15 protein-coding genes are annotated in these 15,817 nt (G+C 70.0%); 8 read left to right on the top strand and 7 right to left on the bottom strand.

Going from position 1 to position 15,817, the window contains the following annotated elements; translation table 11 throughout:
- Positions 1–195: 195 nt before the first annotated feature.
- Positions 196–447: a hypothetical protein gene (locus OG285_RS02520; RefSeq protein WP_371790026.1), complete on the bottom strand. Its 252-nt coding sequence runs from the start codon at positions 445–447 to the stop codon at positions 196–198.
- Between the two features lie 285 nt (positions 448–732).
- Entirely contained in the window at positions 733–1,665 is a 933-nt protein-coding gene (locus tag OG285_RS02515) for an NADP-dependent oxidoreductase (protein ID WP_371790025.1), read from the bottom strand.
- An 86-nt stretch (positions 1,666–1,751) separates the two neighbouring features.
- Here OG285_RS02515 and OG285_RS02510 point away from each other — a divergent pair, with 86 nt between their 5' ends.
- Positions 1,752–2,132 carry a helix-turn-helix domain-containing protein gene (locus OG285_RS02510; protein WP_356831532.1) on the top strand — a complete coding sequence of 127 codons (381 nt, stop codon included), beginning with the start codon at positions 1,752–1,754 and terminating at the stop codon, positions 2,130–2,132.
- Between the two features lie 180 nt (positions 2,133–2,312).
- Here OG285_RS02510 and OG285_RS02505 read toward each other — a convergent pair whose 3' ends face one another.
- Together OG285_RS02505 and OG285_RS02500 are read right to left on the bottom strand one after the other, a co-directional pair.
- Positions 2,313–3,062, bottom strand: coding sequence for an HAD family hydrolase (locus tag OG285_RS02505; protein ID WP_371790024.1), 750 nt, complete (start codon positions 3,060–3,062; stop codon positions 2,313–2,315).
- A 125-nt stretch (positions 3,063–3,187) separates the two neighbouring features.
- Entirely contained in the window at positions 3,188–4,396 is a 1,209-nt protein-coding gene (locus OG285_RS02500; RefSeq protein WP_371790023.1) for an MFS transporter, read from the bottom strand.
- Positions 4,397–4,486: 90 nt separating this feature from the next.
- Between OG285_RS02500 and OG285_RS02495 the strand changes: the two genes are divergently transcribed.
- From OG285_RS02495 to OG285_RS02480, 4 genes are all read left to right on the top strand, one after another.
- Positions 4,487–5,248, top strand: coding sequence for a DeoR/GlpR family DNA-binding transcription regulator (locus OG285_RS02495; RefSeq protein WP_356831527.1), 762 nt, complete (start codon positions 4,487–4,489; stop codon positions 5,246–5,248).
- 718 nt (positions 5,249–5,966) lie between these two features.
- Complete coding sequence (locus tag OG285_RS02490; protein WP_371790022.1) at positions 5,967–6,293, top strand: hypothetical protein; 327 nt, start codon at positions 5,967–5,969, stop codon at positions 6,291–6,293.
- A gap of 291 nt (positions 6,294–6,584) precedes the next feature.
- Entirely contained in the window at positions 6,585–6,725 is a 141-nt protein-coding gene (locus tag OG285_RS02485) for a hypothetical protein (protein WP_371790021.1), read from the top strand.
- 278 nt (positions 6,726–7,003) lie between these two features.
- Entirely contained in the window at positions 7,004–7,993 is a 990-nt protein-coding gene (locus OG285_RS02480) for a TauD/TfdA dioxygenase family protein (protein WP_371790020.1), read from the top strand.
- A 123-nt stretch (positions 7,994–8,116) separates the two neighbouring features.
- Here OG285_RS02480 and OG285_RS02475 read toward each other — a convergent pair whose 3' ends face one another.
- The 3 genes from OG285_RS02475 to OG285_RS02465 all read right to left on the bottom strand — a co-directional run bounded on the left by OG285_RS02475 (position 8,117) and on the right by OG285_RS02465 (position 11,176).
- A complete protein-coding gene (locus OG285_RS02475) occupies positions 8,117–9,925 on the bottom strand; it encodes an ABC transporter permease/substrate binding protein (protein ID WP_371790019.1) in 1,809 nt (602 codons plus the stop codon).
- Entirely contained in the window at positions 9,918–10,091 is a 174-nt protein-coding gene (locus OG285_RS02470) for a hypothetical protein (protein ID WP_356831519.1), read from the bottom strand. The genes OG285_RS02475 and OG285_RS02470 overlap by 8 nt, the downstream gene beginning before the upstream one ends.
- 815 nt (positions 10,092–10,906) lie before the next feature.
- A complete protein-coding gene (locus OG285_RS02465; RefSeq protein ID WP_371790018.1) occupies positions 10,907–11,176 on the bottom strand; it encodes a hypothetical protein in 270 nt (89 codons plus the stop codon).
- Between the two features lie 339 nt (positions 11,177–11,515).
- Here OG285_RS02465 and panD point away from each other — a divergent pair, with 339 nt between their 5' ends.
- From panD to OG285_RS02450, 3 genes are all read left to right on the top strand, one after another.
- Positions 11,516–11,947 (top strand): aspartate 1-decarboxylase, encoded by a 432-nt coding sequence (gene panD / locus OG285_RS02460; RefSeq protein WP_356831744.1) that lies wholly within the window; start codon positions 11,516–11,518, stop codon positions 11,945–11,947.
- A 977-nt stretch (positions 11,948–12,924) separates the two neighbouring features.
- Positions 12,925–14,535 (top strand): class I adenylate-forming enzyme family protein, encoded by a 1,611-nt coding sequence (locus tag OG285_RS02455; RefSeq protein WP_371790017.1) that lies wholly within the window; start codon positions 12,925–12,927, stop codon positions 14,533–14,535.
- A gap of 353 nt (positions 14,536–14,888) precedes the next feature.
- Complete coding sequence (locus OG285_RS02450; protein ID WP_371790016.1) at positions 14,889–15,671, top strand: trans-aconitate 2-methyltransferase; 783 nt, start codon at positions 14,889–14,891, stop codon at positions 15,669–15,671.
- The last annotated feature ends 146 nt before the right edge of the window (positions 15,672–15,817 follow it).

Below are 15,817 nucleotides of genomic sequence, written 5' to 3'. Positions count from 1 at the left end.
CCAATGCGCCACGGCTCGCCGCAGCTCTGTGAGTGTCCGCCGCAGATCCTGCTCGGCATCGCGGACGGGACCGGGTCCCGCGGCCAGGGATACCTCGCCCGCCTCTTCCTGGCGCAGTTCCCACACCTGCGCGAAGGCCGCGTGCGAGTCGTCGCACCGGTCCAGTACCCGCGCATACATCGCACGTCGTTCCCCTCACAGCCGCGCACGGGCCTGCGCCCCGGCTTCCTCGCGCACCTGCAGCACTGCTGCCTTCCGCTGCACCCGGGCACCGCCCAGGGTGCCACCGAGAGTGCCCAGCACCGCCAGCGATGAAGCCCACAGCGTCGCTATGCCTTGATCCACAGCCCCTGCCCTCCCGCCGTTGCCGCGACTGACGGTGCAGCCGGCCTCCCAGTCCACCTGCCACGAGACCGGGTTGGGGCTGACTTCAATCAGGTGGTCCACAGCTCCGTAACGAAGCCGAGGGGATGATCAACGCTCTTGAAGAACTTCCGGGCCGTCGAGCAGTACGTCCTCCGCGTGCCAGTGCGGCGGTTGATGCCGACGATCCGGCAGGCTTCCGTGTTGCTTCCCGAGATCCACGAGGCGAAGGTATTCCTCCCGCTCACGGGCCTGAGGCCTGCGGCCGTAGTTCCCTCGCTCGGACCGGTTCTCGAAGTCCATCGCACCCCTTGAGCTGGGGTGTTGCGACGACCACCAGAACGGAAGCAGGTGAGGCCCACGACGGGATCAGACGGTGAGGACGAGCTTGCCCTGGAGGTGACCGCTGTCGAGCACCCGGTGCGCGACGGCGACGCGCTCGAACGGGAACGTCTCCTGCACGTGGATCCGGAGCCTGCCCTGTTCGACGAGTTCGACGAGCCCTCGCAGGGCGACCGGATCAGGGTCGACCGCGATGCCGCTGAAGCGCATGCCGGCCGCCGCGTACTTGGCGGCAAGGGCCGAATCCCCCTCGGCGACCGCCGTCACCAGGTGACCGCCTGGGCGGAGTACTTCGAGCGACCGCTCGACGGTGTCGCCGCCGATCGTGTCGAGCACGACGTCGATGTCGCGGACCGCCTCGGTGAAGTCGGCCGCCGTGTAGTCGATCACCTCGTCCGCGCCGAACTCCTCGACGAACTTCCGCTTGCCCCCGCTGGCGGTCGCGATCACGTGCGCACCGAGTGCTTTCGCGATCTGGATGGCGACGTGGCCGACCCCGCCACCACCGCCGTGGACCAGGACGCGGTCGCCCTCGGTCACGCCGGCGAGGTCGACGAGCCCCTGCCACGCCGTCAGCCCGACGACCGGCAGGGCCGCCGCCTCGACGTGCGAGAGCGACGCAGGCTTGCGTGCCAGGTGCAACGCCGGCGCCGCCACGACCTCGGCGTAAGCGCTCCCCGCCCGCGGGAACAGTGGCATCCCGAACACCTCGTCGCCGGGCCTGAACCTGTACGTCAGCGGCCCCTCCTCGACCACGCCGCTGATGTCCCAGCCGAGGATGAACGGCGGCTGGCCGAGCAGCGGGGGGAACTCGCCGGCGCGCAGGAGCGCCTCCAGCGGGTTCAGCCCGATCGCCTTGACGCGGACGAGAACCTCGGTCGGGAGGGGTTGGGGCTCGGGCGCGTCCACGATGGTGAGCACCTCGGGACCGCCGAACGTCTGCTGGGTGATGACTCGCATGACTCTCCTGGCTCTTGGGGGAGAGAACCCAGGCTATGAATCTGACAGGAACCAGCAGGTACCTTCGGCGCAGGTACCTTTGGCGCATGAGCGGTTTCTGTCCCGGCGATCCCTTTCTCGCCGACTGTCCGGCGCGGCTGGCGGTCGAGGTGATCGCCGACAAGTGGACGGTGGTCGTGCTCTACGGCCTCAGCAAGGGCCCGGTGCGCCACGGCGAGCTGATCGAGCTGATCGGCGGCATCTCCCGCAAGATGCTCACCCAGACGCTCCGACGGCTCGAGGCGCACGGACTCATCCGCCGCCACGCCTACGCCGAGGCGCCGCCCCGCGTCGAGTACGAGCTCACCTCGCTCGGGGCCACGCTGATCGAGCCGATCCACATGCTGACCGAGTGGGCCAGGGCGAACGGCGACGCAGTGCTCGATGCGCTCGACGCCGACCCTGCGTCTGTCGCCCATAGCGACTGAGACCTCCGCTGGCACTGCGTACCCTCTCGGCCGCTACTCGGTATCGGCCCGGCCGCGCTCGGTCCCCGCCTTCCCGCAACGGACCGCACGGCTCGTCCCGGACCGCGAGGAAGATCCGCTGCACATCCGCACCACGCGGAACGAAGACCCTGGGCGCTTTCCGGTTCGCCTCCGCACGGCTCATCCCCTCGGCGACCAGGAGGAGTAGCCGGGATGACGGCCGGACTTCGGCCAGGACTTTGAGCCGCCGGGCTCGTGGCGCGTGTCTCGGCCCTGGCCGCCGCTGGACGGTGTGGGGTCAGGGTGTCGGCAGCCAGGTGTCGGCAGCCAGGTGTCGAGAGCCCGGGCCAGTTCCTCGCGCCCGGTGAAGACGTGTCCGTTCATGCCGGTGGCCTGCGCTGCGCGCACGTTCTCGTCGCGGTCGTCGATGAAGAGGAAGTCGGCGGGGGCGGCGTGCATGGCGACGACGCAGTGGCGGAATGCCGCCGGGTCAGGTTTGGCCGCTTTGATCTTTCCGGAGAAGGTGACGTGGTCGAGGTGGCGGACCCAGGGCTGGGCGGTGAGGAAAGCATCGGCGTGGTCGGCGGGGATGTTGGACAGCAGGGCGACCTCGGCGCGCTCTCGCAGGGATTGCGCGTAGGCGACCATGCGGTCATCGACGCGTGACCAGCCGGCGATGTCGGCCAGGCGAAGTTTCTCGATCGTGTCGGGGCCCGCGGTGAGTGACAGCGAGTCCAGGACGGTTGTCCAGTACTGGGGTGCGGTCCACTGTCCGGCGTCGTAGGGCTGGCGGAAGGTCCAGTAGGCGGTGGTGAAGGCGTCTGTGGGTGCGCCGCTCAGTCCGGCCATCTCCCCCATGGCGCCGGGGCGTTGATGGCGTGCGATGACGCCGAAGAGGTCGAACAGCACGATGGGCCGGTCGGTGGACATGGCGGGGGCTCCCTGGTTCCGGAAGGGCGTGTCAGCGGATGGGGACGGGGGTGGTCGGGAGTCGCGTGGCGGGGGTTGGTCAGGGGGAGAGGCGTATCCGCTCGGGACTGTGCCGCGCAGGTGGGTCAGTGGCTGCTGCGTGCCATCTCGCTGCGGTGTGTGCGGTCGGATCCGGCGCGCAGGACTCCGGCGGCCGCAGCGGTGGTCACGCACAGCAGGGTCAGCAGGATGAAGGTGTGGTTGAGGGCGACGAGGTGGGCCAGCCAGCCGATGACGGCGGGGCCGGCGAGCATGCCAACGTAGCCGAGTCCGGCGACGCGAGAGACGTTGGCGCCGGCGGCGGTGGGATCGGCGTGCCCGGCCGCGCTGAACAGCTGCGGGACACACCCTGACAGGCCCAGGCCGAACAGTGCCCAGCCGGCGAACGCGGTCCACATCCACGGGCCGAGGGCCACGAACGTGATGCCGACGGCGGCGGTGGCGGCGCCGTAGCGCAGGATCGCCATGGAGCCGAACCGGGAGACGAGGCGGTCGGCGAGCAGTCGCCCGGCGGTCATGGCCGCCGCGAAGGTGCCGTACGCGAAGGCGGCTGTGCTGCCGGACGCGCCGAGGACGTCCTTCAGGTGCAGGGCGCTCCAGTCGTTGGCGGCGCCCTCGCACAGCATGACCATCAGCGCCAGGACGGCGAGGAGCCGGACGCGCCCCGCGATGCTGTGGCGCGTGTCGACCGGTGACGCTTCGGTCTCCTCCGCTGAGTCGGTGTCGGCGGCAGCGGGGGCGGTCGGCAACAGGGCGCGTGCCGACGCCAGGGCGATCACGATGCCCGCGGCTCCCATGGCAGCCATGCCCGTGGCCGGGTTCAGGCCGGCGCTCGCCGCACCCGCTCCGACGAGCGCGGCCAGGACGCCGCCGACCGAGAAGGTGGCGTGGAAGCCCGACATGACGGGGCGGCCGTACGCCTTCTCCACGTGCACGGCGTGGGCGTTCATGCTCACGTCCAGGCAGCCGTTGCAGAAGCCGAAGACCAGCAGGGCGGCTGCCAGCGTCCACGGATCCCGGGCAAGGCCGGGCAGCACCAGGGCCGCGCCGCACAGCACGCCGCCTGCGGGGATCACGACACGTGCGCCGAGGCGGTCGGTCAGACGACCGGCGACTTGCATCCCGGTGAAGGCCCCGAGCCCGAGCAGCACCAGCAGGCCGCCCAGCGTCGCGTGGCTGATGCCCACGCGCTCCTCGATGGCAGGAATGTGCACCACCCAGGTGCCCATCAAGGTGCCGCACAGGACGAAGTAGACATAGGTCGCCACACGGGCGGTTCGCAGTGAACGTTCCATGCCACTCACCATAACGAACATAATTGCTGTTTGAAAGTGGCAGTTTTGAACATTCTTGATGTTCGTTAACCGGTGGTGTTCAATCGCGGTATGAGCAACGCAGACCGGCACGGGCTGATCGCCAAGGCCGTCAGGGACTCGGGCGGCGCCACAGTCCAAGAGCTCGCCGAGCTGACTGGCGCCTCGGAGATGACCATCCGGCGCGACCTCGACACCCTGGCCGCCCAGGGCGTCCTCGAACGCGTCCGCGGCGGGGCGCGCACTCTGCTGCTCCGCGGCGAGGAACCGCCCTTCGCGCTGCGCGCCTACGAGGCGATCGACGCCAAACGCCGGATCGCGACCGAGATCTCCGCACGCATCGCCGACGGCGAGAGCATCCTGCTGGACAGCGGCACCACCTGCCTGGAGGTCGCCCGCCTCCTGCGCGAGCGGCCCGTCACCGTGATGCCCCTGTCCCTCCAGGCCGTCCACCTGCTCGGCGAGACACCCGGACCTGCCACGCTGGTGGTGCCCGGGGGGCAGCCCCGCGCCGCCGAGGGAGCCCTCACCGGCCCCCTCACCCTCGCCTCCCTGGCAGCCCTGCGCTTCGACACCGCCGTCATAGGCTGCTGCGGACTGAGTGCGGCCGACGGCCTGACCGCGTACGACCTCGACGACGCCGCGGTGAAAAAGGCGAGCATCGCCTCCGCCCGCCGCACCATCGTCGCCACGGACGGCGGCAAACTCGGCCGCACCGCCTATGCCTACGTCGGCCCCGCCACGCTCCTGCACACCCTCGTCACCGACACCACCGCATCCGCAGAAGAGGTAGCCGCGCTCGAAGGCGCCGGCGCCTTCGTCAAGACCGTCTGACCACTCCGCCGTGCGGGCGCACCACACCCGCACGGCGGCGGCCAGGTGAGGGAGCGGGCCGGCCCGGTGAGTTCGGGATGGGCGGGCCACGCCTCCTCATGGAAACAAAGCGGCCACGGCGGTGACGGCGGACACGGCGGCCACCGCGGTGACCGCAGGCTCGGGGTCGACATCACGGCCCACCTCAAACGCCTCGGCGACCGCCTGAAGTTCAACTGCAAGGACACGCGGGCTTTCCAGGCCGCCGCCCGGAGCAATGTGCGGGCCGTCACCCGGGCTTCGACGCGTACGACTTCTACCGGGAGAGCACATGGACCCCGAGGCCGTGCTCGTCCTGGCCCGGCCCACCGGAGAGAACCAGGTGGCCCTCGTGCACGGGAAGGACGGCCTGGAAGCCGAGAAGTACTGACCGGGTCGGACAAGCTCTCAGCGGGGTGCCGGCCGGCGCAGAACGTGGTCGATGAGGCCGTGTGGCCCGCACCGCTTTCTTCCGGTGCGGGCCTCGCCGCATGCCCGCCGCCTCGCCCGCCGCTGGAGGGGCGCAGAGCCTGGTGGTGGGCGCGGTCGGACTGCGCTCCGCCGTTGCGGGCGTCCTGGGCCCCGGCGGATCGTTCCCGCGCTCAGTACCGCATTCGGGACGCCGTACGCGGGGGACTTTCGCCGCAAGGACCACACCGGTCCCCGGGACAATCCCGGCAACCATGAAGGAGTGAGTCGCATGACCACCACCCAGCGCCTGCGCCGGACCGGCCTGCGAACCCTGGTCACCGCGGCCGCCGCCCTCTTCCTCGCCGCCGCCCCGGCGGCCGGGGCGGCGGCCGCATCGCACACCACGGCGATGCGGGCGGGCGAAACGATCACCTGTCAGGAAGTGGACGCGGACCTGCCCGGCGTGTTCGGGCGGGAATGCACCGCCAGGCAGTGGGGACCGCTCTCCGGCTTCACTCTCACCGACGCCGCCTCGGGTGAGTCGTACCGCTGTGAGAACGGCTGGGCCGAGGGCGGCTTGTGGGTGAAGGGGAACGACTGCGTCCCGGCCAACTGACGCAGAGCCCCCAAGTCGCCTCGCCGCCCCCGCCGTTCCAGCGGGGGCGGCGATCAGTTTCGAACAAGCGTGCTCCGTCCGGACTCCGCGTACACGGGAGACCGGGCAGCCGGGCCGGAGAGAGGACCACAGCGATGGCCACAGACACCGGCATCCATGTGCTTGCGGCAGGTCGCCTGGAACTGGTGGCGACGACGCCGGAGTCGGGATGGTGACCGACTGCGATGTCCCGAAGCGGGTCGTGCTCGGGCGGGCTTGACCGCATTGACGGGGGCCACCCACAATGCGTACATGATCCTGTACTCGCTGACCACCGTCGCCCTGCGGATGACGGAGCCTTGCGGCGAGTGCGCTCCGCGGTCCACCACCTGTTTGCGCCGCCGCGGCCGTATCGGCTCGCCGCCCGCCCGGGACGGCGTCCACTCGCGCTGAGCGATCGTCAACCACTCGGCTGCTTCCCAGAATGAGGCCGAGACCTCAACGTCGGTGTTGTCTCTCTCCGGCCTCTCACGATCAGTGGACGACCCCACCTTGTCCCGCACCTGCCCGGCTGGCACCCGGCGCGGATGTGCATGACTCACCTCATCGCTCGCTGCCCTCACCGCACCGCCAGAAGCCCTCGGCCGTTGTCGCGGGCCCCGTCTTTCCGGATGCCCGGGACCCGCTCACCGGAGCCCATGGCGGTTCGCCCTCCTGCAAGAAGGAGCCGTATGACCTCCACCGCCACCTCCCAAGTGACCGCTGCGCCCGGCGCCGCCACGACCACCGACCGGCCCGCCGCCACCCCACCTGTCCTGCGTGAGGCACGCATCCCGCAGGACGGCCTGTACGAGGGACACCGCGTCCTGGAACGGCTGCCGGCCGACGCGACGGCGCGCCCGTACACCCTCTTCGACGTCGTCCCGCAGGCCCGCACGATCGGCGCCGAGATCCACGGACCGGACCTCTCGCAGCCGCTGGAGCCCGCACTGCGCGAAGAGTTGAACCGTGCCCTGTTGGAGTGGAAGGTGCTCTTCTTCCGGGGCCAGAACCTCACGTCGGCCGCTCAGCGCGATTTCGCACGCAACTGGGGCGAGCTGGAGGTCAACCCGTTGCTGGCCAGGGGAGACAGCGAAGACGTCGTGCGCTTCGACAAGGCGGCGGGCGCACCGAAAACGTTCGAGAACGTATGGCACACGGATGTCACCTTCCGTGAACGCCCGGCTCTCGGTGCCGTCCTGCAACTGCGAGAGGTGCCTCCGCTGGGGGGAGACACCATGTGGGCCGACATGGCTGCCGCGTACGACAACCTGCCGCAAGAGGTGAAGGACCGTATCGACGGGGCGAGCGCCGTCCACGACTTCATCCCCGGCTTCGCACGCTTCTACCCGCCCGAGCAGCTCGCCCCCCACCAGGAAGCGTTCCCGCCGGTCGAGCACCCGGTCGTGCGCACGCACCCGGAGTCGGGACGGCGCATGCTGTTCGTCAACACCTCATTTACGACCCGGATCGTCGGCGTCGACAGCGCGGAGAGTGACCGTCTGTTGCGATTCCTGTTCCAGCAGGCGCACGTACCCGAGTACCAGGTGCGTTTCCGCTGGCAGCCGGGCGACATGGCCTTCTGGGACAACCGGGCGACCCAGCACTACGCCGTGAACGACTACGCCTCGCACCGGCGGGTCGCCGAGCGGGTCGCCATCGCGGGAGACCGCCCGTTCTGAGCGGACGGTGGCTGCCGGGGGCGGGCGCGGCACGGCGCCCGCCCCCTCCGGGGGCGGCTGACCACCTCCGGGGATGTAACGGCCCGGTGGTATGCGCCCCGGTTCGTTACCGCAGGCTCCGGGTCAGGAGGAGAGCGGGGCCATCTTGTCGACTATGCCCGGATTCTTGGCGATCCACTTCTCCACGGCTTTTTCCTCGTGGCCGGTGCCCTCGTCCTGGATGGTTGCCTCCAGGTCCGCGAGTTGCCCGTCCGACATATGCATCTTCTTGAGCCAGCCGTAGAACTCGGGAAACTTCTGCGGGAACGACTTGTGGCCGAGCGAGCGGATCTGGTTCACATCGCCCCACAGCTTCTTCGGATCCTTGAGCTTGGTCAACTTGTACTTGCTGTAAGCCCAGTGCGGCGACCACAGTACGACCGCCACCGGTTCATGCTTCCGCAACGACCTCTGAAGCTCCAGGATCATGCTGGGGGAGCTGCCGTCGGTGACCTTGTACTCCTTGTCGAGCCCGTACCCGGGAAGCACCTTGTTCTTCAGCATGTTCATCTGGCCGGTCCCGGGCTCGATGCCGATGATCCTGCCGCCGAACTCCTTCGACCTTCCCTTGAGATCCGCCATCGAGTGGATTCCCTTGACGTAGCTGGGCACCGTCACTTCCAACGTGGTCTTGTCGTACCACGGGCCGATGTCGACCAGGTCGTCCTTGTACTTGTCCCAATACTGCTTCTGAGCGTTCGGAAGCCAGGCATCGAACTCCACATCGACCTGGCCGCCGGCCATCGCGGTGAACATCGACCCGACGTCGTACTGGTGGATGCTGGGCTTGTAGCCGCGCCGTTCCAGGATGTTCTTCCACAGGTACGTCATGGCGACGTCCTCGTCCCACGGGAAGAAGCCGATGTCGGGAGCCGCGCCGGCCTCCTTCCCCAGGTCCTTCTCCTTCACCCCCGGGTGGCCGTCATCCGAGCCCGAGACGAACTGCAGGCCGCCCGCGAGGAGCGCGAGGACCAGCACACCGATGCCCGCGAATGTCGTGCTGGGCCTCCACCGCAGGGCATTGCCCGACCTGAGAGAGGCCGCCTTCGCCAACGCACGGCGACCGAGGGGCGAGATGCGCTGATTGAGCGCACCGGTCATGCGGTCGAGATACATGGCGACGATGACCACCGCGAGGCCCGCCTCGAAGCCGAGGCCGATGTCCACCGAGCTGATGGCCTGGAAGACGACGGTACCCAGACCGTCGGCGCCGACCATGCCCGCGATGACCACCATGGACAGGGCGAGCATGATGATCTGGTTGATGCCGGCCATGATGGTCGGCAGGGCCAGTGGCAGCTGTACGCGCAGCAGAATGGAGCGCGGGGTGGCTCCGAACGCTGACGCGGCCTCCACCAGTTCCTCGTCCACCTGCCGGATACCGAGTTCGGTCATCCGTACGCCCGGCGGCATCGCGAAGATGACCGTGGCGACGATGCCGGGCACCACGCCCACCCCGAAGAAGGTGATACCGGGAACCAGGTAGACAAAGGCCGGCATCGTCTGCATGAAGTCGAGAATCGGCCGGAGGGCCGCACTCACCGATTTGTTACGGGCCGCCCAGACGCCGAGGGGGACAGCTATCACCATGGTGATCGTGACCGCCACGATGAGAAGCGACAGCGTCTGCATCGTCTGTTCCCACAACTCGATCGAGTCGACCAGGAAAAAGGCCGCGAAAGTGAGGACAGCCGCCACCGTGCCCCGCAGCCACCAGGCAATCAGCGCGAGGATCGCCGCCATCATCAGCGCGTCGGGGCCCGAGAGGACGAAGTACACGCCGTCGTACATGCCTTGGCCGACGGAGTGCAGGAAGTCGAAGAGCCAGGGCAGTCGATCTTCCAGAAAGTTGACGGCACTGTTGACGCCGGCCCCTATGGGGAGTCTAATCACGGCTCTCCGCCTTCGTCGCACCGGTGTCCGCGATGCCGACACCGGCCCTCATCACCGGTGTTCCGCTGCTCGGACCGGTCAGTCCCAGCAGGTACTGCGCACCATCGGCGAGCTCATCGCCGCAGGGCTTCTCCCATCCGTCGGGACCGTGCGGTCTCCGTGACACCTGGGCGCCTGGCGGGTGTTCCTCATCCGCACGGCGGGGGACCTCGAACATCACCGGCGCCTTTCGCGCCTTCCGCAGGCCCTCACGGTCCGTTCCGACAGTGCCGGGCTCAGCTGTGGTTCGCCCGGTCCTCCCGCCGACGCCGTACCTGCATGGGTGTTCTGTCGTCAGCCTGGTCACGTGTACCTTTCGCGTTGACCTGAGGCCTGGCGAAAGAGACATAGCACCGCCAGGCCCCTTGGTGGTGTGGGACGTACGGGCGCGCGGCACATGACCATGGCAGCGCCCCAGTCGGGCGGATATGTGTCTCGGCAGCCGGGTCTCGAAATGCTGCCGTGCCATCCGCGCGGCTGCCCGGAGGCGTCCGCGCCCGGACAAGGTGGTTCGGGCTGCGGTTACCCCGTGCCCAGGAAGATAAACGGTCGTTTTCCCGCCGCCGGGGAGCAAGACCAGCGCGCCGATCGTCGTGACCCCGGTTCTGCCCTCTCGGGCGGCCGGAGCGGCACCGGGAGGGGCGAGACCCGGCACCACCCACAGCGACCACGGCCTGGTCGTGTTCCTTCAGGGCGCCGGCTTCGCCGACCCCGACGCCATTCTGGACGTCCCGCCTGGGTGGAGTGGCGCGGCGGCGGGTTCGGGCACGGTCGTCAGCGGTTCCGTCCGGTGCACCCGCGTCGCCCGACCGGATGCTCGTCACCCGCACGCCCGACCCGGGACAGCCTCGGCCCGAGCGCCCGACCTGTTCGGATCGATGAGCGCCACCGCCTGGCGGCGACCAGCACCGACTGACCCGTCGTCGGTCGGCGAGAAGCGGTTCAGCGTCCGTCCGACGAGCGCCGTGGCAGGCCCATGGTCCTGGTCGGAAGGGCGTCTACGGTTCGGGTCGGCAGAAGTCGCTTCAGCGCGACAGTCGTGCGTGCGTCGGTGCCGACGAGGTAGCGCGGCCGGGGTCGGCTCGCGGTGAGCGCTCGCTCCACGACGGCGGCGACAGGCTCTGGCGCACCGGCCCCTGCCTCCATCTTTTTGTTGAACTGGACAAGGATATCCATGGCTTGGCCGTACTGGCGCTCCGCCGTATCGCCCATGACCGCACGGTCCGTCTCCGCCGTCGCCTCGGTTCTGGCCCGGTTCTTCTTCGCGGACAGTCATGGAACCGCTGTCAGCTCGTCGGGGTGATGGCAATCACGGATACCCGAGGGGGAGCGCTGCGTAGGCTTGGGAAGTCGTCGCGATGGGGTCCGGGAGGGCGAGCGGAACCGCTCCCACCATAACCTGATGACACGTCCGGAAAATTAGCAAGTGGTCAGCATGAGTCCTGAAAAACCTGGGGAACGCTGCCCTGACATGCGACTCGTTGTAGGGTGAGGAAACAGCCCTTGACCTGCAAAAATGCAGGCAGGGAGCCTATGTCCAGGAGCTACTCGATGATGCGCACCATGTTCAAATCCAAGATCCACCGTGCCACGGTGACCCAGGCCGACCTGCACTATGTCGGGTCCGTCACCGTCGACGTCGCCCTGATGGAAGCCGCCGACCTGCTGCCCGGCGAGCTCGTGCACATCGTCGACATCGACAACGGCGCCCGCCTGGAGACCTACGTCATCGAGGGCGAGCGCGGCTCGGGCGTCATCGGCATCAACGGCGCCGCCGCCCATCTCGTGCACCCCGGCGACCTGGTGATCCTCATCAGCTACGCCCAGGTGGACGACGCCGAGGCGCGTACGCTCCGGCCGAGCGTCGTGCACGTCGACGCGGACAACCGGATCGTCGCTCTCGGCGCCGACGCGTCCGCGCCCGTACCGGGCACCGACCAGGTGCGTGCCCCGCACGCCCGGCCACTCGCCGCCGGGGCCTGACTGCGGGACCACCTGCGGAAGCCGGACTGTGCCCTGCCACTCGACGCCGACGCCGGGGGCGGGCCCGGCGTCGATGTCCTCCCCCTGTTGGCGGTAGGCGCCTGGGGGCGCTTCGATGCGGCGGACCGCGGCGGACTCCGGTCGCCGTGGCCCGCACCGCCGACGCCGTGACGGACGCCCGTGTGATCGTGCAGGCCCAGACGCCCACGGCGGACGCGGCCGGCCGTACCGCCACTGCGATACCGGTGCTGTCGAGTCCGCTTCCCGGGCTGCGGGCCGCAGCAGGGCTGATTCGACCCGGCGGGCGTGGGCAGGCGCAGCGGGAGACATTGGTCAGGACACGCAGCCGAAGTGTGGGAGGTCAACCGTGACGCATCCTTATCCCGACCCTGTGCCGCCGACGCCGAATCCGGGCGGTCCGGATCCTGTGCCGCCGTCGCCGACTCCGCCGCCGGGCCCCGGCCCGCTGCCGCCACCGCTGCCCGATCCGCTGCCCGACCCCGTACCGCAGCCGCCCGGCCCCGAGCCGACGCCGTCGCCCGGACCGGGTCCCGTACCCGGCCCGGACCCGACGCCGGAGCCGCAGCCCGGCCCGGTGTAGGACCGCCGGCCGGGGCGCCGACCGGACGCTGACGCTGTGGCTACCACCGGTCAGGTGGTGCTCACCTCGGTGCGGTCCCGCCCCGGCGGGGCGTGTGGAACGAGCCCGCCCGGCCGGGCGGGCTCCAGGTCTTGGTGTTCGCGCCAACCGCAGACGGGCGGTCACCGGGGTCGGACCCCTGCACTTCCGGGGGGCAACGGACGAGGTGCCACGTCCCTGCCGCTCCGGCCCCCACCGTGCGGATTCGCACTGCGCGGACACGGGCTGCGGAGGGTCAACCACCCCTGCTGGAACGGGGCATGATACCCCGCCAGGTGAAAACCGGAGGAGGCCCCTGGGAGGTTGCGGCTCCTGAGGGGCATGTTTGCATATGTCAATGATCATTAGCACACAGAACCCGTACGAGCCACGGACCTACGTGGACCACATCCTGGAGCACTGGCAGAAGGACGAGGACGCCGAGGCGCTTGTCCAGGGTGCGCAGCGGTTGACCAGGGGGGAGGCCCGGCAGCGGCTGTTCCGTCTGGGGCACGCGCTGCGCAGCCAGGGGCTCGTGCCCGGCGACGGAGTGGGGCTGTTCCTGGCCAACCGGGTGGACTCCGTCCTGGTGCAGCTCGCGGTCCATCTCATCGGCTGCCGCGTCGTGTTCCTGCCGCCCGAGCCGGGCCCCGGCGAGCTCGCCGCGCTGGTCGAGCAGTCCCGGGCGCGCGCCGTGGTCACCGACCCGCTGTTCGCGCAGCGGGCAGCCGCGGCGGCCGAGCACAGCGTCCACGCTCCCGTGCTGCTCAGCCTCGGGCCCAGTGAGCAGGGGTGTGTGGACCTGCTGGCGCTGGAGGCCGAGTGCCCGGCGGTGCGTCCCGACGGCGTGCCCGCGCCGGAACCGGACGAGGCCGTGACCGTCCTCTACACCGGCGGCACCCTGGGCCGTCCCAAGCTCGCCGCGCACAGCCACCGGCTCTACGACGCGCTGGTGAACCTGATGCAGGGCGCCCAGCAAGGCGCCCGGCCGACGCCCTTCCCGGCGATGGATCCGGGCACGGACCGCGTACTCGCCTCCACACTGCTCACCCACGGCAGTGGCCATCTCACCACCATTCAGGCGCTGGTGACGGGATCCGCCCTCGTCGTGCTGCCCGAGTTCGAAGCGGGTGCGGCGCTCGCGGTGCTGCGCGAGGAGCGGATCACCGCCACCATGTTCGTACCGCCGATGCTGTACGCGCTCCTCGACCACCCGGAGTGCGAGCCGGGGGCCCTTCCCGCACTGCGGCGGATCGCCGTCGGAGGCGCGGCCTCGTCGCCCAGCCGGCTCCAGCAGGCGGTCAAGGTCTTCGGGCCCGTGCTCAGCCAGGGGTACGGGCAGTCCGAGGCGCTGGGGATCGCTGCGTTCGGCGCGGAGGCCCTCGCGTCGGAGGGAGCCCTGCGGCCCGAGCTCTGGGGCAGCTGCGGTCGTGCGATCCACGACACCGAGATCGAGATCCGTGGTGAGGGCAGCGCCGCGGCGCTCCCCGTCGGGCAGGTCGGCGAGGTGTGCGTCCGGGGCGAGACCGTGATGCTCGGCTACTACGAGGACCCGGAGCGCACCGCCGATGCGCTGCACGACGGTTGGCTGCGCACCGGGGACCTGGGCTACCTCGACGCCGAGGGGTACCTCTACCTCGTCGACCGGGCCAAGGACATCATCGTCACCGGCAGCACCAGCGACAACGTCTACTCCCGGGTCCTGGAGGACTTCCTGCTCACGCTGCCCGGTGTGCGCAACGCGGCGGCCCTGGGCGTACCCGACGAGGAGTACGGCGAGGCCGTACAGATCTTCCTGGCCGTGGCGGAGGGCGCCGAGATCGACCCGGATGCGGTCCGCGCCTCGGTGACCGCCGAGTTGGGAGAGCTGTACGCGCCCCGGGAGACGGTCCTGCTGGACCAGCTGCCGACGACCAAGGTCGGCAAGGTGGACAAGAAGGCGCTGCGCGCCGCGTGGACGAAGGCGTGACCGGGATACGCGGCAACGAGGCAACGAGCAGAATGTGAAGGCCTGATCCACTCGGATTTACGTTCCGCCCCGTGCGGCGGGGGCGCGTCCGGCGGCGAGCCGGGCGACCTCCTCGACGCCGGGGCGGGCATACCGCTCCAACGGTGTGGCGCAGGTCCGGGAGCTCGGCGACGGCGGCTGTCTGCGCGTGCTGGAGGGGGCGAGGACCACGTCACGGTCTGCTGGATCGGTGCCCACGGCCGGATCCCACCGTCGCCCGACGGCGGGGTGCCGGGTGCGTCCGGGAGCCGGGCTGGGAGCGCGACTTCTCCGGAGCGGACGCGTGAATCACAGCTCCACCACCGGAGGAATCCATGACGGAGAAGAAAGCCGGTACGGACTGGCCTGCATGGCAGGCCAGTTGGGACCGGCAGCAGGAGTGGTACATGCCCGACCGTGAAGAGCGGTTCCGGGCCATGCTCGACATGACCGAGGCCCTGATCGGCCCAGCCCCCGTGATTCTGGACCTCGCCTGCGGCACCGGCACCATCACGGACCGCGTCCTGCGGCGCTTTCCCGATGCCCGGTGCACCGGAGTCGACCTGGACCCCGCGCTGCTCACCATTGCCGCCCACTCATTCGCCGACGACCGGCGGGTGGAGTTCGTGACGGCGGACCTCACCGATCCGGGCTGGACCCGGGCGCTGCCGCGCCGCTCCTACGACGCGGTCCTCACGGCTACCGCGCTGCACTGGCTGGACACCGAGCCGCTGCGCGCCCTCTACCGCCAACTGACGGGAGTGCTCAGGGAAGGAGGTGTCTTCCTCAACGCCGACCACATGGTGGACGAGTCCGCGCCGATCCTCAACGCCGCGGCCCGTGCCCACGCCGAGGCGCGCAAGGAACGTGAACAGGCCGCCGGGGCGCAGGACTGGGCCGCCTGGTGGAGCGCGGTCGCCGAGGACCCGGCGCTCTCGGAACCCGTACGACGGCGGTTCGTCCTGCTGGGCGACCCCCGGGTGCCGCTCGACGCCCCTCGCCCGGCGCGGCCCACCACCACCGACTGGCATACGCGGACCCTGCGGGAGGCCGGTTTCCGGGAGGCACGCCCGATCTGGTGTTCACCCAGTGACGCGGTGGTCGCCGCACTGCGGTGACCTGACCTTCCTGTGCGTCGAGCGAGCCGAAGCCGCATGACCGGCCCGCTCTGGCCGGTCATGCGGCTCTGGCGCATCGTGGTTGCGCGAGGTGGTCAGCTCCGGGACTTGGCCTGCGGTGCAGCCTCCGCGTCGACCAAGGGAAG

Source organism: Streptomyces sp. NBC_01471 (assembly GCF_041438865.1).
Classification (GTDB): domain Bacteria; phylum Actinomycetota; class Actinomycetes; order Streptomycetales; family Streptomycetaceae; genus Streptomyces.
This window is presented reverse-complemented; position numbering and strand designations above follow the sequence as displayed.